The following is a 20,812-nucleotide window of genomic DNA, read 5'->3' on the forward strand; positions in this document are numbered from 1 at the left end:
CCCTCTAGAAGAGGGTTTCCAGTACCGAACGCATCTCGTTAGCAAGTGACTCGTGGTTTCTCGGTGTGCCTGTCACCTGGTTCTGCATCTGGTAGCGGAAGACGCCGTCGATGAGCGCGTAGCCGAGTTCGCCCACGCCGGGCCGGGCTGAGCCGGTCTTTTCGGCGGCGGTTTCAATAACGGCCATGAGTGAGGCTTCAATGTCGGCGACCACCGGTCGGAAGGCTGGGTCGAACATGGCCTGGCCGCGGATGTCGTACCAGAGGCGATGGGTGGAGGCGTCCTCGATGATGGAGGTCGCCAGCGCGTTGGCGAGCGCGTTGATGACCGGTTCCCGGCCGCTGGCGTCGCTGAGCGCCTCTTCCAGCCCCGAGATGAACGCGGCCTTGTAGAGCGACACGCAGTGCAGGATGAGCTGGGTCCGGTCCTCGAAGTAGTAGTGCAGCATGCCCAGCGAGAGGTCCGCCCTGGCGGCGATGTCGCGCAGGCTGGTGTTGGCATACCCCAGCTCCTGGAGCGCCTGCATGGCACTGCGCGCGATCCGGTCCTTCTTCTTCTGGCGCTTGCGCGTCTTGCGGTCCGCGCGTGCCTGCAGTTTGTCGGGGGCAACCGTGCTCATGCGTACTACCTCGTCTGACCATCCACGTGGAGCGCGGAACCCTAGCCCATCAGCGCGTTCAGGAAAATGCGCGGAATCCGGTGCCAGGCCGGTCTGTACTCGAACTGGGTCAACAGTTCACCAAGCTTGTGCTGCCGGGTATTGGTGATGAACCAGGGCGGCCGTGGCAGCAGGCTCCAGTCGCCGTTCGCGACCGAGCGCGGGAAGGGGCGGAAGGGGGCTTCCACCACTGAGCGTTCGGCCGCGTCGAACATGAAGGTGTTGTGGACGGAGCCGATGCCGCTCTGGACGTCGTCCAGGGTGTGGCCGGGGAAGGCGCCCCAGGGGCAGACGGTGTTCAGGAAGCCCAGGCCCGTCCAGGCGTTGATGGCGATGGTGCCGTAGTGCAGGTCCGCCAGCAGGGCCTCGAACCGCTCGCGGCCGATGGCGCGGATCGTGGCCGGGTGGATCACGATGTTGGCGCCCAGGGTACCGTGAAGCTGGTTGTTGGCGAAGTCGATGGCGTTGCGCAGGTACTGCTCGGCGTCCGGGGCCTCCAGGCGCTGCACGGAGAAGGCTGGGGCGAATACCTCGTTCGAGCGGAACCGGTCGTGGTCCTCAAGGTTGTTGATCAGCAGCTCCGGCGCGTGCCCACGGCTGACAACGTCCACCGCACTGGCATGGTTCCGGAACGCCGCCAGACGGTCCTCGGTGCCGGGGTAGTAGGTGGGGCGGGCGGACTGGCTGATGACGTCGCGCAGCTCGCGCATCAGGGCGTCTTCCTGGTCCCAGCCGCGCGGCATCAGCAGGGCCTGGCAGGCGACGCAGTTGAAGCCGGAGTTATGCAGCTTCTGGGTGGCGATCTGTTCCGCCTGGAAGCGGATGTCCGCCTCCGACCAGTTCCCGGGGACCACGATGGTGGGGCAGACCGCGCCCAGCTCCGAGGTGATGCGCTTGTCCAGGCGCGGTGTGCCGGCGGCACGGTTCTTCTCGCCTTCCTCGCCCTTGCCCCAGATGATCATGTCGTGGGTCGCCTGGGAGCCGGTGATGTGGATTTCCTCGACCAGCTCGTGTTCCGTGAGCCAGGCGCCGACGTCACCGCCGCCTTTGACGATGCGCAGGGCGTCGCGTTCGATCAGCGGCGCAAGGGCCTTTTCGAGAACCTCGGCAAGGTACTCGTTGACCGGGTTCATCTTGAGAATCACGACCTGGTGCTCCAGGAACAGCTTCTGGAAGACGTCGAGCGGGGCAATGGCGGCGATGTTGCCGGCGCCCAGCACCAGCGAGACCCTGCCCTGGCGCTGCTCAGCCGGGGTGTCGTAGGCGGTGGCGGTATGGGCCGCGAGGTTGTCCCGGGTGACGCCGTCCTGCATCCAGACCTCGGCGCTGACGCCGGAGAGCAGGAGCCGGTCCCAGATGCTGTGGGGCGTGACGCGCGCGGCAAGCTGACCGTTGGGCAGTGTCCGCAGGGGAATATCCTGCAGGAAGGACTTGCCGTTCATCTTTGAGAGCGTCTCGATCAGGCCGTTGCAGGCGCCCATCAGGGCGTAGGGGCCGGACATCCATTCCTCGCCCTCCAGGGGGGAACCCGACAGGCCCTTGGCGCTGGCGCCCTGTCGGGCCCAGTCCCCGGAGACGGTGATCAGGGCGTCCTTGATCGACTCCAGGATGGCAATGCGTTCATCCAGCGAGGTGCGGGCCCATTGATCCTTAGCACCGTCGAGTGTATCCAGCTGCGATTGCAGGGCCTCAAAGTCGGGTTGCGCGTTGTCATTGGTCATGGCTGGTGCTCCTGTGGGGTCCTGCAAGGCTATGGGGTCCGGGCGGCTCGGATCATGTCCGCCGCTTTTTCCGCGATCATGATGGTGGGCGCGTTGGTATTACCGCTCACCAGGGTCGGCATGACGGAGGCGTCCACCACGCGCAGCCCCTGAAGGCCCTGCACCTTCAGTTCCGGGTCGACCACCGCCATGGGGTCGCCTTCAGGCCCCATCCGGCAGGTGCCGACCGGGTGGTAGATGGTGTCGCCGCGCGAACGGATCTGCTGTTCCCAGTCGGCGTCGCTCATATTATCCCGTACGCCGAACAGTTCTTTCTGGCGCCAGGGGGCCAGCGCCGGGGCCTCGAGGATCTCCCGTGTCATTCGGGCGCCCTTGATCATGGTGTCCAGGTCGCGCTGGTCGTCCAGGAACTTCGGGTCGATGCCCGGTGCGGCCAGCGGGTCCGCGCTCTTGAGGAAGACCTCGCCACGGGAGTGGGGGTTCACGGCGCAGACGTGGCAGCTGAAGCCATGGCCCCAGTGCAGCCGGCGCGCGTGGTCCTCGACGATCGAGATCACGAAGTGGAGCTGGATGTCGGGCTTGTCCAGCGCGGGGTCGGTCTTCAGGAAGGCCGCGCCCTCGGCGAAGGGCGTGGCGATCATCCCCGTGCCGTCCCGGCGCCACTGCAGGATCTGGCGCAACATCCGCAGAAAACCCGCCATGCTGAAGCCGAAGGTGTCGGTGTCCGTCGACTTGTAGGCCATGATCAGGTCGAGGTGGTCCTGCAGGTTCTGGCCCACGCCGGGCAGTTCGTGGACCATCCCGATGCCGTGGGACTGGATGTTGTCCGGGCGCCCGATCCCCGAGAGCTGGAGCAGTTGCGGTGAGTTGAAAGCGCCGCCCGAAAGCAGGACTTCCTGCCGCGCGTGGACACTGTGGTCCTGTTTGCCCTGCCGGTAGGCGACGCCGGTGGCGCGCTTGCCCTCGGTGAGGACGCGGGTGGCGTGGGCGCCGGTGATGACCGTGAGGTTGGGGCGGCCCATGACCGGGTGCAGGTAGGCGGCCGCGGCGGAACAGCGCTCACCGTTGCGTTCCACGCTGTGGAACTGGGTGACGGGAAAGAGGGCGACGCCCTCGTTGTCGCCGTCGTTGATGTCGTCCGCTTCGGCATGGCCGCACTCGGTGGCCGCCTTGATGAAGGCCCGGGTGATGGGGCGCGGGGATTTCTGGTCGCTGACGTGCAGGGGGCCGCTGTCGCCGTGGACGGCATTGGCGCCGCGTTCGTTTTTCTCGGACTTGCGGAAATAGGGCAGGACCTCGTCCCAGCTCCAGCCCTCGCAGCCCAGTTCCGCCCAGTGGTCGTAGTCCTTGCGGTGGCCGCGCACGCACAGCATGGCGTTGATGGCACTGGAGCCGCCCAGCCCCTTGCCCCGGGGCTGGTAGCCACGGCGCCCGTTGAAGCTTGCCTGGGGTTCGGTCTCGAACGCCCAGTTATTGATTTTGCCGTGGCCCGGCATCATGGCCACAACCGCTGCCGGGGCACGGATCAGCAGGTGGTTGCCGTGGCCGCCCGCTTCCAGCAGGCAGACGCTGACGTCCGGGTCCTCACTCAGCCTGGAGGCGAGCACGCAGCCGGCGGAGCCGCCGCCGACGATCACATAGTCATAGGTCATGACCTCATCCTTTTCTCTTGTTGTTTTTGATTAGATTATGAGCAGCGAACCATAGAATCGGACACTTGTCCAAATTTTATGTCCGGCCGTACAGGATCGCTCCATTTCCTCGCGTTCCGCCCTTGCTATACTGCGGTCGTTCTCGTGGATTGAGTGAGTTGCCGCACATGATCTCAATGGCCCGGTATGCCCTGCTGATCATCGCGACCGGCGTGCTGTCGGGCTGTTCGCTGCTGGCGCCGGACCCGCCCTCGGACCAGAGCAACATCTGCGAGATCTTCCGGGAGCAGCCCCAGTGGTACGACTACGCCCGGGCCTCCGAGGAGCGCTGGGGCACGCCCATTGCCACCCAGATGGCGTTCGTACGCCAGGAGTCGTCCTTCCGCAGCCACGTGCGGCCGCCACGCCCCTGGCTTCTGGGCATCATTCCCTGGTTCCGCTCATCGTCGGCCTACGGGTACGCCCAGGCCCAGGATCCGGTCTGGGGTGAGTATGAGGAGGACGCCGGCGGCCTGTTCGCACGCCGCACCCACATGAAGCACGCCACGGACTTCATCGGCTGGTACAACCATCGCACCCATGAGAATCAGGGCATTGCCCTGTCCAATCCGGAACATCTCTATCTGGCCTATCACCAGGGGCCGACCGGCTACGAGCGGGGCAGTTACCGCTCCAAGCCGCGTATCCAGAGGATCGCCCGGCAGGTGGAGAAGCGGGCCTGGCGGTATGACGCCCAGTTGAAGCAGTGCGAGTCCGAGTTCCGCTGCCGGCGCTTCTGGCAGTTCTGGCCCTTCTGTTCCGAATAGCGGGAGATTCCCCGCCAACGGGTTGGCATTACATCAATTCGGGCCCGCATGCGGTTTTCCCGCCGGCTCCGCTTCGTATAACCTGTCCCATCAAATAAGAACAGGACGGGAGCGTCGGTCACCTTGAGGAAACCCATTGTCTGGGTGTTGTTGGGGCTTGTAGTGCTGGCCCTGCTGATGCTGTTGCCACGCCCATCGGAGCGTTCCGGATCGGCCCAATCCGCGGAAGAGGTCGGGAACATCCGCGAAGCCATTGATGAAACCGGCCGCCGTGGCGCGCTGGTGGATGAGGTGGTCTTCACGCAGGAGTCCGACGTGGGCCGGATTGCGGGCCTGATCGAGCGTGGCCAGCAGCAGGTGTACGCCCAGGGCATCACCAACATCACCGCCTACCACCGTCTGCGCGACTCCAGCAAGGGTGACTACGAGACCTCTTACGGCTCCAACACCGAGCTTTCCCTGAACCCCGCCGAGTTCAAGGAGGGCCTGAATCCCTTCAGGAACCGCCGCATCCGTGAGGCTATGAACTGGCTGGTGGACCGCCGGCATGTGGCCGAGGAGATCTATGGCGGCATGGCCGTGCCACGCTACCTGCCCATGAACACGGCCTTCCCGGATTACGCCCGGCTGGCGGAGACGGCCCGGGCGCTGGAGCTGAAGTATGGCCACAACCCGGAAAAGGCACGCCGCATCATCACCGAGGAAATGAAGGCGATGGGCGCCACCCGGCGGGAGGGTCAGTGGTACCATGAGGGCGAGGCCGTGACGCTGCGCATCCTTATCCGCACGGAAGACGCGCGCAAGCAGGTCGGCGATTACATCAGCAACATCATGGCCGACCTCGGGTTTACGGTGCGCCGCCAGTACCGCACGGCCCAGGAAGCCTCGCGCATCTGGATCGCGGGTGATCCCTCCGCCGGCCAGTGGAACATCTACACCGGGAGTTGGGTCTCGACCGCCATCAACCGGGATGTCTCCAGCAACCTGAGCTTCTACTACACCAACCGGGGTCGGCCGGACCCGCTGTGGCAGGCCTACGACCCGGCGGAGACCCTGGACAACATCGCCCGCCGCCTCGAGCGCCGCGACTACACCAGCATGGAAGAGCGCCGTGAGCTCATGGCGGAGGGCATGGAGCTAGCCATGGAGGAGTCCTACCGCATCTGGCTGGTGGACCAGCTCAGCATCATCCCTCACGCTTCCAATGTCGCGCTGGCGGCGGACCTGGCGGGCGGCATTGCGGGCTCGCGCCTGTGGCCCTATACGCTGCGTTACAAGAATCGGCTGGGTGGCAGCATGACGTTCGCCGCGCCCAGCATGCTGACTGAGCCCTGGAACCCCGTGGCCGGCAGCAACTGGCTGTTCGACACCATGATCATGCGGGCCCTGAACGACCCGCCGCTGCTGCCGGACCCCTACACCGGTCTCTACCGCCCCCAGAGCATCGAGGGCGCGGAGGTGACGGTTGCGGAGGACACCGTAACCCAGCGCACCCTGGACTGGGTGGAACTGGAGAAGACCGATCGCATCGAGGTGCCCGCGGAGACCTGGATTGGCTGGAACGCCGAGAAAAGCCGGTTCCGCACGGTGGCCGAGGCCCATCCGGAAGGCCTGACGGCGCGCTCCCGCACCCGGATCCGCTATGAGGACGGCTACCTGGACGGCGAGTGGCACGATGGCACCGAGATGTCCCTCGCGGACTTGGTGCTGCCCTGGATCCTGAACTTTGCCCGTGCGAACGAGAACAGCCCCTTCTTCGACCCGGCGCACGTCCCGCGCTTCCAGGTGTTCGAGCAGTATTTCAAGGGCTGGCGCATCCTCCAGCGGGACCCGCTGGTGATCGAGGCCTACAGCGACCAGGTCTTCCCGGATGCCGAGACCATCGTGGCCCAGCAGGCCATGTCGCCGCTGCCCTGGCACATGCTGGCATTGGGCATGATGGGGGAACGCGCCGGGGACCTGGCGTTCTCCTCGCACAAGGCGGACGCCAATCGCGTGCCCTGGCTCAGCCTGGTCTCCGGCCCCAGTCTCGAACACCTGGAACGCCATCTGGGCCGCGCCCGGGACCGGGGTTACCTGCCCTATGCCTCGGTGCTGGCGGATATGACGGAAGGCGAGGACCCGGCGGCACGGCGTTATGAGGCCATTGGCGAGTGGTACCGGGAGCGGGGCCATTTCTGGGTCGGCAACGGGCCCTTCTACCTGCACTCGGTGCACCCGGTGGAGAAGACCGTGGTGCTCCGGCGCAACAAGGACTTCCGCGATCCGGCGGACAAGTGGCTGGACTTCAGTGAGCCGGAGATTCCGGAGGTGACCCTGGACGGGCCCATGATGGTGACCCAGGGCCAGTCGGCGACCTTCACCGTGAAGGTGACCTTCGGGGGCGATCCCTATCCGGCCAGGGCCATCAGTAACCTGGAGTACCTGCTGTTCGATACGGGGGGCGAACTCCAGGCGCAGAGCAAGGCGGAGTTCGTGGCCGACGGCCGCTGGCGCATCAGGCTGGATGCGGAGACGGTCTCCGAGCTCGGTGATGGCGCCAACAGCCTGGAAGTGGCGGTGACCTCCTCGCGTGTGGCCCTGCCCGCCTTCGCTTCCCATGCTTTTGCCACCGTGCCGGTGGGCACCCGCCTGATGGAGGTGGCCGATGAATAGTCGCCTGCGGGATTTCCGCCGCCTCGGCTGGTTCACGCTGCGCCGTGTGCTGGCGCTGTTCGTGACGGTGCTGATCGGCGTCTACCTGACCATCCTGATCGCGAACATGGGCGGCAAGGTCGACGAGCTGCGCAAGATCCAGATCCGCGCGACGGTCTCCGAGTCGGTGCGGGCGGACCCGGCCTTCATGGAAATGAGCTCCGAGGAGCGTAACGAGCTGATCCAGAAGCAGGTCCAGCTGCGGATCGAGCAGCGCAACCTGGACGAGCCCTTCATCTGGCGCAGCTTCGATTACCTGGCCCAGGCCATCCAGCTGGACCTGGGCCGCGCCGAGGAGATGCACAGTGACACCGGCTCGCGCGCGGTCTACGACATCATCGTGGAGCGCCTGCCGGCCACGCTGCTGCTGTTCGGCACCGCCAACCTGCTGGTGTTCTTCGTGTCCGTGTACGCGGCCCTGTACCTGTCGCGACGCTACGGCAGCCGGCTGGACCGGGCCGTCATTGGCCTGGCGCCGAGTTCCGCGGCGCCGGCCTGGTTCTACGGCATCTTCCTGATCCTGCTGTTCGCCTTTGTGGTGCCGGTGCTCCCGGCCGGCGGCATGGTCGACATTCCGCCGCCCGAGGATCCCTGGCTCTACGCCTGGAGTGTGCTGGAGCACCTGGTGCTGCCGGTCATCGCCATGTTCCTGTCCTCCATCTTCATCTCCATCTATTCCTGGCGGACCTTCTTCCTGATCCACTCCAGCGAGGACTACGTGGAGATGGCGCGCGCCAAGGGGCTGCCCTCCAGCCTCATCCAGAGCCGCTACATCCTGCGGCCGACACTGGCGCCCATCATCACCAACTTCCTGCTGATGCTGATCGGGCTCTGGAGCGGCGCCATCATCCTGGAACAGGTGTTCAACTGGCCCGGGCTGGGTACCCTGCTGTTCCAGGCCATCGGTTACCGGGACACGCCGGTGATCATCGGGGGCGTGGTGATCTTCGCCTACCTGCTGGCGGTGACGGTGTTCATGCTGGACTTCCTCTACGCCATTCTCGACCCGCGCGTCCGGATTGAAGGAGGCGATCAATGAACCGCTGGATGCAGGGGCTGCGCGAACTGAAAGGCTACCCGTCCGCGGTCGGGGGCCTGGGTATCATCCTCTTCCTGGTGGCGCTGTCGGTCTACACTGTCATTACCATTCCCTATTCCGAGGCCCTGGACCGCTGGCGCGGTGGGGAGCACTGGCAGATGCACCCGGTCAACGCCGGGCCGGTCTGGGCGGATCGCCTGCTGGGCGGCAACCTACCGCAGACCCGGGTGGTGGAAAGTGAGAACGCCGAGGTCCGGGAGGCGCCGTTCGAGGGCGGCAAGCAGGTTCGGATTCCGCTCACCTTCGAGTACGACAACGAGGGCTTCCCCAGCGAACTCAACCTCTTCCTCAACCAGAAGGGCACCCAGCAGGAGGCGTTTGTGCGCCTGACCTGGCACACGCCGTCCGGGGAGGCCATCCCGCTGGGCGGCCAGCGGGTCTCGGAAGAGAGCCGCATCTCCATCTCCCAGAACCGGGCCCTGGAGGGGCGGCTGGGCATGGTGCCGCACGTGGGCCTGTTCGCCGGTGACAGTGATCCGGCCGACCCGGAGGCGGAGCGCGGTGAATACCGGCTGACCATCGATGCCATGCTCTTCGACCCCACCGCCGAACTGGAGGCGGACCTGGCGGTCTACGGTCGTGTTCACGGGCTGGCGGGCACGGACTACCAGCGCCGGGACCTGATGCTGGCGCTGATGTGGGGCACGCCGGTGGCGCTGGCCTTCGGGCTGCTGGCGGCGGTGGGCACCACCATTACAACCCTGGTGATCGCCGCCACCGGCGTCTGGTTCCGGGGCTGGGTGGATGCCCTCATCCAGCGCCTGACCGAGGTGAACATGATCCTGCCCATGCTGCCGATACTGGTGATGGTGGGCACGCTCTATTCCACCAGCATCTGGCTGATGCTGGGCGTGGTCATCGCCCTGGGCATCTTCAGCGCCGGCATCAAGACGTACCGGGCCATGCTGCTGCCCATCCGCGAGGCGCCCTACATCGAGGCGGCCCGGGCCTACGGGGCCGGCAACGCGCGCATCATCCTGCGCTACATGATCCCGCGCATCCTGCCGGTGCTGATCCCGACCTTCGTGACGCTGATCCCGACCTTCGTCTTCCTGGAGGCGTCGCTGGCGGTGCTGGGCCTGGGTGACCCGCAGCTGCCCACCTGGGGCAAGGTCCTCAATGACGCCCAGGAACAGAGTGCGCTCTACAACGGCTTCTACTACTGGGTGGTGGCGCCCGCCGTGCTGCTGATGCTCACCGGGCTGGGCTTCGCCATGTTCGGTTTCGCCCTGGACCGTGTCTTCAATCCGAGGCTGAGAACGCAATGACGGACGCTCGCGAGCCACTGCTGCAGGTCCGCAACCTGCAACTGCATTACCGCACCCGCCGGGGCACCGCCCGCGCGGTGGACGGCGTCGACCTGGACGTGGGGCGCAACGAGGCCCTGGTGGTTCTGGGTGAGTCCGGTTCCGGCAAGAGTTCCCTGGCCAAGGCGCTGATGCGGCTGTTGCCGCGCAACCTGGCCCGGTTCAGCGGGGGCGTGACGCTGGGCGGTGACGACCTCATGGCCATGGACGACGAGCACTTCCGCCGCGAGGTCCAGTGGAACCGGGTCTCGATGGTCATGCAGGCGGCTATGAACGCCCTCAACCCCGTGGTCCGGGTCGGGGAGCAGGTGGCCGAACCGCTGCGGGTGCACCGGGGCTGGTCGAAGGACGCGGCGATGGAACGGGTGGTGGAGACCTTCGCCACCGTGGGGGTTTCCCGGGACTTCGTGACCCGCTACCCCTTCGAGCTCTCCGGTGGCATGCGCCAGCGTGTGGTGCTGGCCATGGCGCTGGTCACCGAACCGGACCTGGTGATCCTGGACGAACCCACCTCGGCATTGGACGTGCTGACCCAGGCGAGCATCATGAATGTGCTCAAGCGCATCAAGCGCGAGCAGGGCACCAGCTTCATCCTCATCACCCATGACGTGGCCACCTCCAGCGAGCTGGCGGACCGTGTGGCGCTGATGTACGCGGGGCAGATCGTGGAACAGAGCGATGCCCGGGATTTCTTCCATGACCCGGCCCATCCCTATTCGAAGCTGCTGATGGACAGCGTGCCGCGCCTGCACCAGAGCGAGCCGCCCGGCTACATTCCCGGCGAGCCGCCGGACCTGATCGAGCCACCAACGGGCTGTCGCTTCGCGGACCGCTGCCCGTCACGTTTCGGGCGCTGCAGCGAGGACCCGCCCGCGTTCGAACTGGACGGCGACCGCCGCGTTCGCTGCTGGCTGCATGAGGAGGGCACCGACCATGACGGCTGAGGAACCACTGCTCCAGGCCACCAACCTGCACACCTGGTTCGAGCTGCGCCAGTGGGGTTTCCTGCGCGTGGGCTCGGTGCGCGCCGTGGATGGCGTGAACTTCGAGCTGGGCCGGGGCGAGTCCGTGGCCTTCGTGGGCGAGAGCGGCTGCGGCAAGAGTTCCCTGGCCCGAACCCTGCTCGGCCTGCACAAGCCCACCCATGGCGACGTGATCTTTGAGGGGGAGCACCTCAGTGAACTGAAGGGCGAGGCCCGCCGCCAGTACCTGGCGCGGGTCGGCTATGTACAGCAGGACCCCTTCGGCGCGCTGCCGCCCTTCATGGACGTGCGCCGGCTGCTATCGGAACCGCTGATCATCCATGGGGTGACGGACCGGGACGAACGTGAACGCCGTATCCGCAAGGTGCTGGAGGAAGTGCGCCTGACCCAGGTGGACGAGATCCTGCCCAAGTTCCCGCATATGCTCAGCGGCGGCCAGCAGCAGCGGGTGGTGATTGCCCGGGCGCTGCTTCTGGAGCCGGCCATGCTGATCGCGGACGAGCCCGTTTCCATGCTGGACGCCTCGGTGCGGGTGGAGATCCTCAACCTGCTGCGGCGCATCCAGCAGGAGCGCGAGCTGACGCTGGCGTTCATCACCCATGACCTTTCAACCGTGCGCCACTACGCGGACCGCATCTTCGTGATGTACGCCGGCCGGGTGGTGGAGCAAGCGCCCGTGGAGCGGCTCCTCGACAACCCCCAGCATCCCTACACCTGCGCCCTGCTGGCGGCGATCGCGGATGTGGACGCGGACAACGCGCTCGAGGAGCGGGCGGTGCCGGACGGCGAACCCCCCAGCCTGCTGCACCCGCCGGAGGGCTGCCGCTTCCACCCAAGGTGCCCCCAGGCCATGGCCGGGCTCTGTGACCGGCAGGATCCGCCCCTGTTTGAGCCGGAGGCCGGGCACTATTCCGCCTGCTGGCTGCAGGACCCGGAGCGGGGCTAGGCCTTGCGGGCCCTCGGAATCCTGCTGATGCTGGCAGCCCTGGCACCGCTGCTGGCCATGGTCTCCGGCGGCCTGGCGCCGTCGGTGCTGCTTTCCCTAGTGGCCTACGGTGCCCTGTTCGCCGGCGTGTTCTGCTACACCGCCGGGGTTATCCGCCGCCGCTAGCCAGGAGCACCGTATCCGGCAAGGTCAATGATCAGGGTGTGCTGCTGCTTGGTGTGTCAGGCACCAGCAGGAGCATCAGGGAGGCGGCCACGGTGGCGCCGGCAAGGGTCAGGCCCAGGCCGGCTGGCGTCACGCCGGCGTCCAGGGCCAGTCCGGCCAGGACCGGGGAGGCGGAGGTGGACAGCACCATGGCCGCCTGGGCCAGGGAGCGGATGGCGCCGATGTGGGCCACGCCGTAGCGTTCCGGCCAGAGGGCGTTGCCGGCGGTGCCCGCGAAGCCCTGGCTCATGCCCGTAAGCGCCAGGTAGAGGAAGGGCGTCCAGACCGCGTGGGTCAGGGCCATCACCACCAGCCCCGCGACCATGGGGTAGAGCCCCATCGCCAGCGACCGCCGCGCCCCGATGCGGTCCACCAGCGGCCCGGCCACGAACAGCATCAGGAAGTGGCCGAGGGCGTAGCCGGAGAAGGCCAGGGCGATGTGCTCCAGCGACCAGCCCCGGATCTCGGCAATGGCCGTCTGGTGGAAGAGGATGGCGGTCACCGTGAAGGGCACGGCCAGTACGCCCGGCAGGGCCATGTAGAGGCCGGGGTCCCGCAGCGCCTGGCGCCGGGTGAAGCCACTGGCGCTGGCGCCGTCACCGTCCTCGTGGGTGTGGGAACGGAACTCGCTCGGATGGCGGGCATCCCGGGCGAGCCAGCGCATCAGCGGCAGCGCCAGCAGGAACAGGAAGGCCGCGCCCAGCAGCCAGGGCGAGCGCCAGCCCCAGGCGGCCAGGATCAGGCCCCCGGCCGCCGGCAGCAGGGCCTCGGACAGCGGCAGGCCGGAGACGGTCAGGGCCATGACCTTGCCCCGGTCGCGCTCGAAGTAGCGGCTGGCCGCGGTGAAGCCGATGTGCGTCATCATGCCCTGGCCGCCGAGCCGCCCCAGGAAGAAGCCGGGAATCAGCAGCAGCCAGTGGGCGGCGGTCCCCAGCATCAGGGCGCTGGCGCCCAGCAGGCCCAGTGCCAGGGTGATGGTGTTGGCCAGTGACCAGCGGTCCACGATGGTCCCGAGCCGCACCAGCACGATGGCCGAGCACAGGGTCGCCAGGCTGTAGTAGGTGCCGTAGGTGGCGTTGCTCAGCTCGAAGGTGTCGCGCAGGCTGCTGCCGAAGATGGAAATGAAGAAGGTCTGCCCGAACCCGGACAGCGCCGTGGCCATGAGCGCGAACAGGGCCAGCGAGGGGTTGGTCTGTATGAAGCGCGGCAGGCGTGAGTTCAAGACGGACTCCGGTGATCATCGGGAGCGCCATGATAATGCGCCGGAGTCCGCCGTTACAGGGGCTCCGTATCAGGAGTCTCCGAAAGCCGAGCTGCGCAGGCGGTTCAGAACGGCCATCACCTCATGCAGCCTGGGCATCGCCAGGTCGCCGTCCGGGCGGCGGCTGAGCGCCGTCAGCCCTGCCTCCAGCCGCTGCGCCAGTGCCTCCGGCGGCTGATCCAGCCGTGTGCCGGATTCCGCGACCCGCGCCAGGAGCTGGCCGATGGCCCGGACCTGGGAGGGATCCGCCACCTGTTCCACCGAGCGCAGGTCCACGTCATCGCGCCCGAAGATCAGCGTATCCGGCCCCCGGGCCTGGATCTTCACCTTGCCCGGCTTGGTTTCCGGGTCCAGCTGTTTGCCGACCAGGGGGCGCGGTTCCGGTCGATTCAGCGGGTCCAGGGCCTCAGTTTCGCGCCCGGTGGCAAAGCGTTCGGCCACCGCCCGGGCCTCGCTGGTGACGTCATGGGCGTGGTAGTCCTGGAGCTGGATGACCGTGTCCGCGCAGTCGAAGTAGTCCCCGGAACCGCCCATCACGAGGATGGTGGATACCGAGAGTTCATCGCGCAGCTGCCGGATGCGGTCCACGAAGGGCGTGATGGGCTCACTCTCCCGGGCGACCAGGGCCTGCATGCGGCGGTCGCGGATCATGAAGTTGGTGGCGGAAGTGTCCTCGTCCACCAGCAGGGTATGGGCACCGGCCTCCAGGGCTTCCTGCAGGGCCGCCGCCTGGCTGGTGGAGCCGGACGCCAGCTCGGTGGAGAAACGTTCCGTGGTCTTACCGTAGGGCAGGCGGTTGATGTACGGAGAGAGGTCCAGGGCATGTACGGCGCGCCCGTCCTCGGCCCGGATCTTGGTGGCGCCGGCATCGGTGACCACCTGTTCGCGTCCGTCCCCGGGCACATGGTCGTAGACGCTGAGCCCCACCGCCGAAAGCAGGGTGGATTTGCCGTGGAAGCCGCCGCCGACGATCAGGGTGATCCCATTGGGAATCCCCATGCCGGTGACGGGGCCGTTGTTGGGGGTCTCCAGCGTGACGGCAAGGGATGGCGGTGTCTCGAACGGGATGGCGTCCTGGAGTGGCCGGTCGTCGATTCCCGAGCGCCGGGGCAGGACGGAGCCATTGGCCACAAAGGCGACGATGCCGTGCTCCGGCAACTGCGCGCGCAACGCCTGCTGGTCTTCCACTACGGCCATGTGCCGTTCCAGCGCCGCCAGGTCCAGACGCCGGGCGGTTGCCGCCGTCAGCACCGCCTCGGGCAGCTGCTCACAGATCAGCTTGCGGGCCTGGTGACCCATGATGCTGCGGCCCCGGGCGGGCAGGCTCAGGCTGAGGCGCAGTTCCACGCCGCCGTCGTCATCAATCAGGGTCGCTGTCCGGTCGAGCACCGTCTGGTTACCGGCGTCGATGCCCAGTGCCTTTTCCTTGCCCGTGGCCTGGCGGAAGGCGCGTGCGATGTAATCCCGTGCCGCGCACCGTCTTGCCTGGCTTTTGAATACCGTTGCTGGGAGCCCCGCCGTGGCCGCGTCCACCCGGGCCCGAACGCGCGAGGGCGCGGCGAACGGGTCGGCCTGCACGTGGTCGACGATCAGGGTCCAGCCCTCAAAGCGGTGTTCGCCGAGTAGATCCTTATAGGCCTTGTAGCCTTTGCCGTCGAGTCGTGTGAGTAATGCCGCGAGTTCTTTCATGGATCCTTCCGATTACATAAATGGGCATGCTAACAGCAGCTCGTTGAACAAGTGTTTCAATTCTGTCCGTGACGGATGTCGCACCCGCAACTATATTGCAAACCAGTTCGCCATTACGAAAATTCGGAGACCACATCATGCTTGCCCTGATGCGCCGTTTTACCATCCGTCAGCGTTTGATGGGACTGGTGGGCGTTGCCTTCCTGCTCCTGCTCGGGATTGTGCTGATGGTTGCCAACGATTTCGAGGAAGGTCTCTACAACAGCAGCAAGGAGCGCACCAAGAACCTGGTGCAGAGCACCATGACGATGGTGGAGCACTATTACGAACGCCAGCAGGATGGTGAGCTCAGTGAATCGCAGGCCAAGCGCCGCGCCGCCGAAGCCGTGCGCAACCTGCGCTATGGCGACGATGACTATTTCTGGATCCACAATATGGATACGGTCATGGTCATGCACCCTTTCAGTGAGGATCTGGAGGGGAAAAAGCTGGGGGACTACGAGGATTCGAACGGCATCCACCTGTTCAAGAAAATGAACAGGACCATCCGCAACGAGGGTGGCTCCGGCTTTGTGCCCTATCACTGGCCCAAGCCCGGTTTTGACGAACCAGTACGCAAGATTTCCTATGTTCAGCGGTTTGAACCCTGGGACTGGGTGATCGGCACCGGCATCTACCTGGATGAACAGGAAGCCCAGTACGCTGCCGCCATGAGCGGCGTGGTAACGCTGGCGGTGATTGGGATTCTGGTGCTGATTGGCGTGAGCTTCCTGATTGTGCGCAGTGTGACCCAGCCCATGGGCGCGGCCGCTGCTGCCATGGAGAGCATCGCCACGGGCGAGGGGGATCTCACCCGGCGCCTGGATGACAGCGGTGGCGATGAGGTTGCCCGCGTTGCCAATGGTTTCAACAGTTTTGTGTCCCGGATCCAGGATATGGTGCGTGAACTTCGGGAGGTGGTCGGCACCAACAAGGAAGTGGCCGGCAGCGTCCGCAACTCGGTGACAGAGGCGGGGCAATCCTTTGACCAGCAGAAATCCGAGCTGGACACGGTCGCCTCCGCCATCGAGGAAATGACCCAGACCGTGGATGATGTGGCCAAGCGCATCAGCGAGGCGGCGGACGCCGCCAGCACCGCCAATGACCGCGCCAGCGAGGGGGAGCACACCGCACAGGAGGCCCGTGACCGCATGGCGAACCTGGTTCAGGAGGTGCAGCAGTCCAGCGATGCCATTGGCAAACTGGATGAGCATGCCCAGAACATTGGCCAGGTGCTGGATGTGATCCATGGTGTGGCGGATCAGACCAACCTGCTGGCGCTGAACGCGGCTATTGAGGCGGCCCGCGCCGGTGAGCACGGGCGCGGCTTCGCCGTGGTGGCGGATGAGGTGCGCAGCCTGGCCAGCCGTACCCAGCAGTCCACGGACGAGATCCGCGAAATGATCAACCAGCTGCAGGAGGGTACCCGCCACGCGGTTGAGACCATGCAGCGCAGCAGTCAGCAGACCCAGAGCATGCAGACGAGCGTGGATTCAGCCCGGGAGGCGCTGGAAGCCATCGCCGGGTCGGTCAGCACCATCACCGACATGACCCAGCATGTGGCTACCTCGGCGGAGGAGCAGTCCCAGGCCTCCAACGAGATCTCGGCCAGTCTGAACCATCTGACCACCCTGGCGGGGCAGGTCCGCGAGGAACTCAACAGCATCCAGGAGCAGTCCCAGTCCCTGGGCAGTGCCGCGGAATCGATCGAATCCATGGTGCGCCAGTTCCGGGTGGACTGAGCCGGGCGCCACTGCGTCATCTGCCGGATGCCTTGATGTAACCCGGGGCAGGACGATCTGTATGGAACGGAATCCTGTGCCGGGTTAAGGTTTGCGGCAACGTTGATCAGGGGGGGATGGCGATGACGTCCATCTGTGTCTACTGCGGCTCCCGCTCAGGGCATGGTGATGAATACACGGACGCTGCGCGCCGGCTGGGAAGGGCCATGGCGGCGCAGGGCTTCGGGCTGGTCTATGGTGGCGCCTCCATCGGCATGATGGGCGTGATCGCGGATGAGATGCTGGCGGCGGGCGCCGCTGTGACTGGGGTGATCCCGGAGTCCCTTCAGCAGAAGGAGGTGGCCCACGCAGGGCTCACGGAGCTGCTGATTACGGCTGACATGCACGAGCGCAAGCGTCTCATGGCCGAGCGTGCCGATGCCTTCATTGCCATGCCGGGTGGCCTCGGCACCCTGGAGGAACTGTTCGAGATTCTCACCTGGGGCCAACTGCGCTTTCACGCCAAGCCCATCGGGCTTCTGAACACCCGCGGCTATTACGACGACCTGATCCGCTTTCTGGATGGCACGGTTTCCGAGGGGTTTGTGCATCCCCGGCACCGGGCCATGCTGACCGTGTCACAGGCTCCGGAAGACTTGCTCAATGCCCTTAAACTATATTAGTTTAATCTAAATAAAGGCCGGGAGCCCCTTATGGAGCCGCAGTTCTGGTATGACATCTGGACCGAGCGCAAGATCGGCTTCCACCGCAGCGACATCCACCCCATGCTCCGGAATCACTGGCACTCACTCGGGTGCGAGGGGCTTGATGTACTGGTGCCGCTGTCCGGGAAGACACTGGATATGCGGTGGCTCGCCAGTGAGGGCCACACCGTGACCGGCATTGAGCTGGATCAGCGTGCCGTGGATGAGTTCTTCCAGGAATGGCAGTGTCAGCCGGCGGTCCACTCACGTTCTGACGGGCTGGCGGATCATCATTCCGGAAACATCCATCTGCTGGTGGGGGATTTTTTCGGGTTCCGTCCAGGCGGGCAATTTGAGGCGTTCTATGACCGGGCCGCGCTCATCGCCATGCCGGAGGCCATGCGCGCTGACTACCTCAGGAAGCTGGCGTCTCTGGTCGCGGAAGGTGGGGTGGGCCTGCTCATCACCTTTGAGTACCCGGACAGCGAAATGCAGGGGCCGCCCTTTCCGGTGCGGCGCCCGGAGCTGGATGCCCAGAACTGGTTCCGGGTCAAACAGCTCGAGCGCCAGGAGGTGATCGGCCATTATGCTCACCTCAGGGAGGCGGGGGTCACCTCCCTGGTGGAAACGGCCTACCGGCTCGAGCGGACCACCGAACCGGCTCGGTGAGGCGTTACCCCAGCGCCTTCAGTGCCGCCTCGTAGTCCGGCTCCTCGCCGATCTCCGATACCAGCTGGCTGTGCAGCACCTTGCCGTTCTCGTCCAGAACCACCACGGCGCGGGCACAGAGGCCACGGAAGGGACCGGAGGTGAGGTTGACGCCGTAATCCTGCCGGAAACTGTCATTGCGGAAGCACGAAAGGGTGGTCACATCCTTAAGCCCTTCCGCGCCGCAGAAGCGCGCCGCCGCGAACGGCAGGTCCGCCGAGATGACCAGAACCGCGGTGTTGTCCAGGCCGCTGGCCTTTTCATTGAAGGTGCGGGTTGAGGCAGCGCAGACGCCGGTATCCACGCTGGGAATGATGTTCAGGATGCGGCGCTGACCCTGCCAGTCACCGAGGGATTTCTCCTCCATGTCCGGGTTGGTCAGGGTAAAATCGGGCGCTGTTTCGCCCGGCTGGGGAAGGTTGCCGCTGACCTCGACCGGATTGCCGCCAAGAGTGACCTGTGCCATTGCTGTTCTCCCTGTTTCGGTCCGTTTGTTGGAAGGTTCCGCAGATTACGCTGTCACCGTGACCACGGATGACCCAACAGTGCCACAACGCAGTACAGGAACAAAGCCGATGGCCCATCAGCTGCCCAGTCTTTCTTGATTGACTTTTCGCTGTATTTTTTCAGATTTTATGTCGCCCTCTCTTGGCATCCGTCCCTCTTCGCAATGATACTTACTCCTTCTGAGGTATTGGAGTCCGCATATGCAGGATGGCGAGCCGGTGTTTTTCAGGGAGACCACTGTTGCCAACTTCCGCCAGACGGACCCGCAGGCCCTGCTGACCATCCTCGACAATCTGGATGCGCTCATCTATGTGGCGGACATGGACACGCACGAGCTGCTGTTCATGAACGACTATGGCCGGCGTGTCTGGGGTGAGCCAGCGGGGCGCAAGTGCTGGGCGGTTCTCCAGGATCGGGACAGTCCATGCCCCTTCTGCACCAATTCCCGGCTTCTGGATGAGCATGGGAAGCCGGCCGAACCACTGGTCTGGGAGTTCCAGAACAGGGCCAACGGCCGCTGGTACCAGTGTCGCGATCAGGCCATTTATTGGCCGGACGGGCGTCTCGTACGGCTGGAGATCGCCACCGACATCACCGAGCGCCGGGAGATGGAGGAGGCGCTGAGGGCCGAGCGCGAGCGTGCGGATGCGCTGGCACGCGAAGACGAGCTGACGGGATTGAACAACCGGCGGGCCTTTTTCGAGGCGGCGGAGAAGCTGCTCGCAAGGGCCCGGCGCAGCGAGCGGCCTCTCTCACTGGTGCAGTTTGATCTGGACTGGTTCAAGCAGATCAATGACGAGCACGGCCACGAGGCCGGTGACCGGCTTCTGCGCCACATCGGCCGACTGATCGGCAACTGTGTGCGTGAGGGTGACGTTGCGGCCCGTGTTGGCGGCGAGGAGTTTGTGTTGCTGCTGCCGGATACGGAGCAGGGTGAAGCGCGAACCCTCGCCAACCGGCTGCGTCAGTCTCTCTCCGGTTCTGTCGTGGCCTGCCGTGATGCCACCGTCAGTGTCAGTGCCAGCTTCGGCGTGGCCTCCCTGCTCGCGGCCGACGACGGCATTGATGATCTCATGGCTCGGGCGGACCGTGCGCTCTATCGGGCCAAGCAGGCGGGACGGGACTGCGTTTACGGCTGACCGAGCCATGCGGCGGCCAGCGCGTCCGCACTCTCAAACGCGCCCTCAACACGCCCACCCGCCAGCCAGTCGCCACAGAGGCCGATGCTGTTGTCAGCCACGCTCAGGAAACCCGGTGTGGGCCCCGCAGCCGGGCGGGCATAAAGCCAGCGGTGGGCCAGGTGGTCGGTGACCGTCTGGGTTACGTCAAAACGCTGGCGGAACGCGGTGGTCATGGCTGCGGCAACCTCGCTGCTGTCAGCGCTCCGGTGTGTTTCTGACCAGGTGCTGTTGGCGTGCAGCACCCACCACTCCGGGTTCCCGCGTTCTGGTTTGCTGGAATTCCGGGCCACCCAGCCCAGGGATTCATGGGCCAGCTGCATGCCGTCAAAACCCAGGTCGAGCGGTTCCCCGAAGCGCAGCGCCAGGCCCCAGCACGGCAGCATCCGGAAGTTTTGCAGCTCGAGGGAAGCGGTGACAGTTGCCGGCAACAGATCCCGGGCCTGTTCCGGGGGCGTGGTGATGATCACCCTGGAGAAAGGGCCATGCCGCCCCTGATCCGTTTCCAGCCACCAGCCGCCGGGTGTCCGGGTCAGTTCGGTTATCCGGGTTTCCGTCTGGATCGGCAGGCCATCGGCAAGGGACCGGGTTATGGCGGTCATGCGGGGGATGCCGACATAGCGCAGGGCCTGGTGGAAGCTGGAGGCTTCCCCTTCCTTATTCTCGTGCCAGAGCGTGGCCTCCCATAACCCGAAAGCGGCGTCACCGTCATGGTCCGCCAGCAGTGCCCTGAAGCGCGGGTTGCGCACGGTGAAGAACTGGGCTCCCATATCCACGCTCGTACCGTCCTGGGTACGCTTGCTGGCAAGGCGCCCGCCGGGGCCGCGGCTTTTCTCGAATACGGCGGGAGACAGGCCGGCTTCCCTGGCCCGAAGGGCGGCTGTGAGGCCGGCGATGCCGGCTCCGATAATCGCGATGTCCGGAGTCTGATTCAT

18 protein-coding genes are annotated in these 20,812 nt (G+C 65.7%); 11 read left to right on the forward strand and 7 right to left on the reverse strand.

The window, feature by feature from the left end:
- Positions 1 to 4: 4 nt before the first annotated feature.
- From H4I92_RS08120 to H4I92_RS08130, 3 genes are read right to left on the reverse strand one after another with little or no spacing between them, the layout of a single operon-like run.
- On the reverse strand, positions 5 to 619 hold the full coding sequence (locus tag H4I92_RS08120; protein ID WP_077530110.1) for a TetR/AcrR family transcriptional regulator: 615 nt from the start codon (positions 617 to 619) through the stop codon (positions 5 to 7).
- Positions 620 to 660: 41 nt separating this feature from the next.
- Entirely contained in the window at positions 661 to 2,379 is a 1,719-nt protein-coding gene (locus tag H4I92_RS08125) for an aldehyde dehydrogenase family protein (RefSeq protein ID WP_077530111.1), read from the reverse strand.
- A 29-nt stretch (positions 2,380 to 2,408) separates the two neighbouring features.
- Complete coding sequence (locus H4I92_RS08130; RefSeq protein WP_077530112.1) at positions 2,409 to 4,031, reverse strand: GMC family oxidoreductase; 1,623 nt, start codon at positions 4,029 to 4,031, stop codon at positions 2,409 to 2,411.
- Positions 4,032 to 4,198: 167 nt separating this feature from the next.
- Between H4I92_RS08130 and H4I92_RS08135 the strand changes: the two genes are divergently transcribed.
- The 7 genes from H4I92_RS08135 (at position 4,199) to H4I92_RS08165 (ending at position 12,031) form a co-directional block, all read left to right on the forward strand.
- Positions 4,199 to 4,837, forward strand: coding sequence for a transglycosylase SLT domain-containing protein (locus tag H4I92_RS08135; protein ID WP_077530113.1), 639 nt, complete (start codon positions 4,199 to 4,201; stop codon positions 4,835 to 4,837).
- Between the two features lie 123 nt (positions 4,838 to 4,960).
- On the forward strand, positions 4,961 to 7,492 hold the full coding sequence (locus H4I92_RS08140; protein ID WP_218668179.1) for an ABC transporter substrate-binding protein: 2,532 nt from the start codon (positions 4,961 to 4,963) through the stop codon (positions 7,490 to 7,492).
- A complete protein-coding gene (locus H4I92_RS08145; protein WP_077530114.1) occupies positions 7,485 to 8,570 on the forward strand; it encodes an ABC transporter permease in 1,086 nt (361 codons plus the stop codon). Before H4I92_RS08140 ends, H4I92_RS08145 begins: the two co-directional genes overlap by 8 nt.
- Complete coding sequence (locus H4I92_RS08150; RefSeq protein ID WP_077530115.1) at positions 8,567 to 9,898, forward strand: ABC transporter permease; 1,332 nt, start codon at positions 8,567 to 8,569, stop codon at positions 9,896 to 9,898. The genes H4I92_RS08145 and H4I92_RS08150 overlap by 4 nt, the downstream gene beginning before the upstream one ends.
- The gene (locus H4I92_RS08155) at positions 9,895 to 10,881 is read left to right on the forward strand and encodes an ABC transporter ATP-binding protein (RefSeq protein WP_077530116.1); all 987 of its coding nucleotides are present in this window, start codon (positions 9,895 to 9,897) and stop codon (positions 10,879 to 10,881) included. Before H4I92_RS08150 ends, H4I92_RS08155 begins: the two co-directional genes overlap by 4 nt.
- Positions 10,871 to 11,866, forward strand: coding sequence for an ABC transporter ATP-binding protein (locus H4I92_RS08160; protein WP_077530117.1), 996 nt, complete (start codon positions 10,871 to 10,873; stop codon positions 11,864 to 11,866). The genes H4I92_RS08155 and H4I92_RS08160 overlap by 11 nt, the downstream gene beginning before the upstream one ends.
- Positions 11,867 to 11,893: 27 nt before the next feature.
- Entirely contained in the window at positions 11,894 to 12,031 is a 138-nt protein-coding gene (locus H4I92_RS08165) for a hypothetical protein (protein WP_179105656.1), read from the forward strand.
- 31 nt (positions 12,032 to 12,062) lie between these two features.
- Here the strand turns inward: H4I92_RS08165 and H4I92_RS08170 are convergent, their stop codons facing one another.
- Together H4I92_RS08170 and H4I92_RS08175 are read right to left on the reverse strand one after the other, a co-directional pair.
- A complete protein-coding gene (locus H4I92_RS08170) occupies positions 12,063 to 13,292 on the reverse strand; it encodes an MFS transporter (RefSeq protein WP_077530118.1) in 1,230 nt (409 codons plus the stop codon).
- A 69-nt stretch (positions 13,293 to 13,361) separates the two neighbouring features.
- Entirely contained in the window at positions 13,362 to 15,020 is a 1,659-nt protein-coding gene (locus tag H4I92_RS08175) for an ABC-ATPase domain-containing protein (protein WP_077530119.1), read from the reverse strand.
- A 137-nt stretch (positions 15,021 to 15,157) separates the two neighbouring features.
- Between H4I92_RS08175 and H4I92_RS08180 the strand changes: the two genes are divergently transcribed.
- From H4I92_RS08180 to H4I92_RS08190, 3 genes are all read left to right on the forward strand, one after another.
- A complete protein-coding gene (locus H4I92_RS08180) occupies positions 15,158 to 16,801 on the forward strand; it encodes a methyl-accepting chemotaxis protein (protein ID WP_077530120.1) in 1,644 nt (547 codons plus the stop codon).
- A 116-nt stretch (positions 16,802 to 16,917) separates the two neighbouring features.
- The gene (locus tag H4I92_RS08185; protein WP_338072764.1) at positions 16,918 to 17,463 is read left to right on the forward strand and encodes an LOG family protein; all 546 of its coding nucleotides are present in this window, start codon (positions 16,918 to 16,920) and stop codon (positions 17,461 to 17,463) included.
- A 30-nt stretch (positions 17,464 to 17,493) separates the two neighbouring features.
- The gene (locus H4I92_RS08190; protein WP_077530122.1) at positions 17,494 to 18,153 is read left to right on the forward strand and encodes a thiopurine S-methyltransferase; all 660 of its coding nucleotides are present in this window, start codon (positions 17,494 to 17,496) and stop codon (positions 18,151 to 18,153) included.
- 4 nt (positions 18,154 to 18,157) lie between these two features.
- Here the strand turns inward: H4I92_RS08190 and tpx are convergent, their stop codons facing one another.
- A complete protein-coding gene (gene tpx / locus H4I92_RS08195) occupies positions 18,158 to 18,658 on the reverse strand; it encodes a thiol peroxidase (protein ID WP_077530123.1) in 501 nt (166 codons plus the stop codon).
- A 241-nt stretch (positions 18,659 to 18,899) separates the two neighbouring features.
- Here tpx and H4I92_RS08200 point away from each other — a divergent pair, with 241 nt between their 5' ends.
- Positions 18,900 to 19,838 (forward strand): sensor domain-containing diguanylate cyclase, encoded by a 939-nt coding sequence (locus H4I92_RS08200; RefSeq protein ID WP_077530124.1) that lies wholly within the window; start codon positions 18,900 to 18,902, stop codon positions 19,836 to 19,838.
- On the opposite strand, the gene H4I92_RS08205 is transcribed toward H4I92_RS08200, so the two are convergent.
- Complete coding sequence (locus H4I92_RS08205; RefSeq protein ID WP_077530125.1) at positions 19,829 to 20,812, reverse strand: NAD(P)/FAD-dependent oxidoreductase; 984 nt, start codon at positions 20,810 to 20,812, stop codon at positions 19,829 to 19,831. The two genes, H4I92_RS08200 and H4I92_RS08205, sit on opposite strands and share 10 nt — an antisense overlap.

Source organism: Vreelandella halophila (assembly GCF_019903425.1).
Classification (GTDB): Bacteria; Pseudomonadota; Gammaproteobacteria; order Pseudomonadales; family Oleiphilaceae; genus Halospina; species Halospina halophila.

Excerpts from the sequence above, each read along its gene's own strand:
- H4I92_RS08120 (WP_077530110.1), bottom strand. The coding sequence starts at position 619 with ATGAGCACGGTTGCCCCCGACAAACTGCAGGCACGCGCGGACCGCAAG.
- H4I92_RS08125 (WP_077530111.1), bottom strand. The coding sequence starts at position 2,379 with ATGACCAATGACAACGCGCAACCCGACTTTGAGGCCCTGCAATCGCAG.
- H4I92_RS08130 (WP_077530112.1), bottom strand. The coding sequence starts at position 4,031 with ATGACCTATGACTATGTGATCGTCGGCGGCGGCTCCGCCGGCTGCGTG.
- H4I92_RS08135 (WP_077530113.1), top strand. The coding sequence starts at position 4,199 with ATGATCTCAATGGCCCGGTATGCCCTGCTGATCATCGCGACCGGCGTG.
- H4I92_RS08145 (WP_077530114.1), top strand. The coding sequence starts at position 7,485 with ATGAATAGTCGCCTGCGGGATTTCCGCCGCCTCGGCTGGTTCACGCTG.
- H4I92_RS08150 (WP_077530115.1), top strand. The coding sequence starts at position 8,567 with ATGAACCGCTGGATGCAGGGGCTGCGCGAACTGAAAGGCTACCCGTCC.
- H4I92_RS08155 (WP_077530116.1), top strand. The coding sequence starts at position 9,895 with ATGACGGACGCTCGCGAGCCACTGCTGCAGGTCCGCAACCTGCAACTG.
- H4I92_RS08160 (WP_077530117.1), top strand. The coding sequence starts at position 10,871 with ATGACGGCTGAGGAACCACTGCTCCAGGCCACCAACCTGCACACCTGG.
- H4I92_RS08165 (WP_179105656.1), top strand. The coding sequence starts at position 11,894 with ATGCTGGCAGCCCTGGCACCGCTGCTGGCCATGGTCTCCGGCGGCCTG.
- H4I92_RS08175 (WP_077530119.1), bottom strand. The coding sequence starts at position 15,020 with ATGAAAGAACTCGCGGCATTACTCACACGACTCGACGGCAAAGGCTAC.
- H4I92_RS08180 (WP_077530120.1), top strand. The coding sequence starts at position 15,158 with ATGCTTGCCCTGATGCGCCGTTTTACCATCCGTCAGCGTTTGATGGGA.
- H4I92_RS08185 (WP_338072764.1), top strand. The coding sequence starts at position 16,918 with ATGGCGATGACGTCCATCTGTGTCTACTGCGGCTCCCGCTCAGGGCAT.
- H4I92_RS08190 (WP_077530122.1), top strand. The coding sequence starts at position 17,494 with ATGGAGCCGCAGTTCTGGTATGACATCTGGACCGAGCGCAAGATCGGC.
- tpx (WP_077530123.1), bottom strand. The coding sequence starts at position 18,658 with ATGGCACAGGTCACTCTTGGCGGCAATCCGGTCGAGGTCAGCGGCAAC.
- H4I92_RS08200 (WP_077530124.1), top strand. The coding sequence starts at position 18,900 with ATGCAGGATGGCGAGCCGGTGTTTTTCAGGGAGACCACTGTTGCCAAC.
- H4I92_RS08205 (WP_077530125.1), bottom strand. The coding sequence starts at position 20,812 with ATGAATCAGACTCCGGACATCGCGATTATCGGAGCCGGCATCGCCGGC.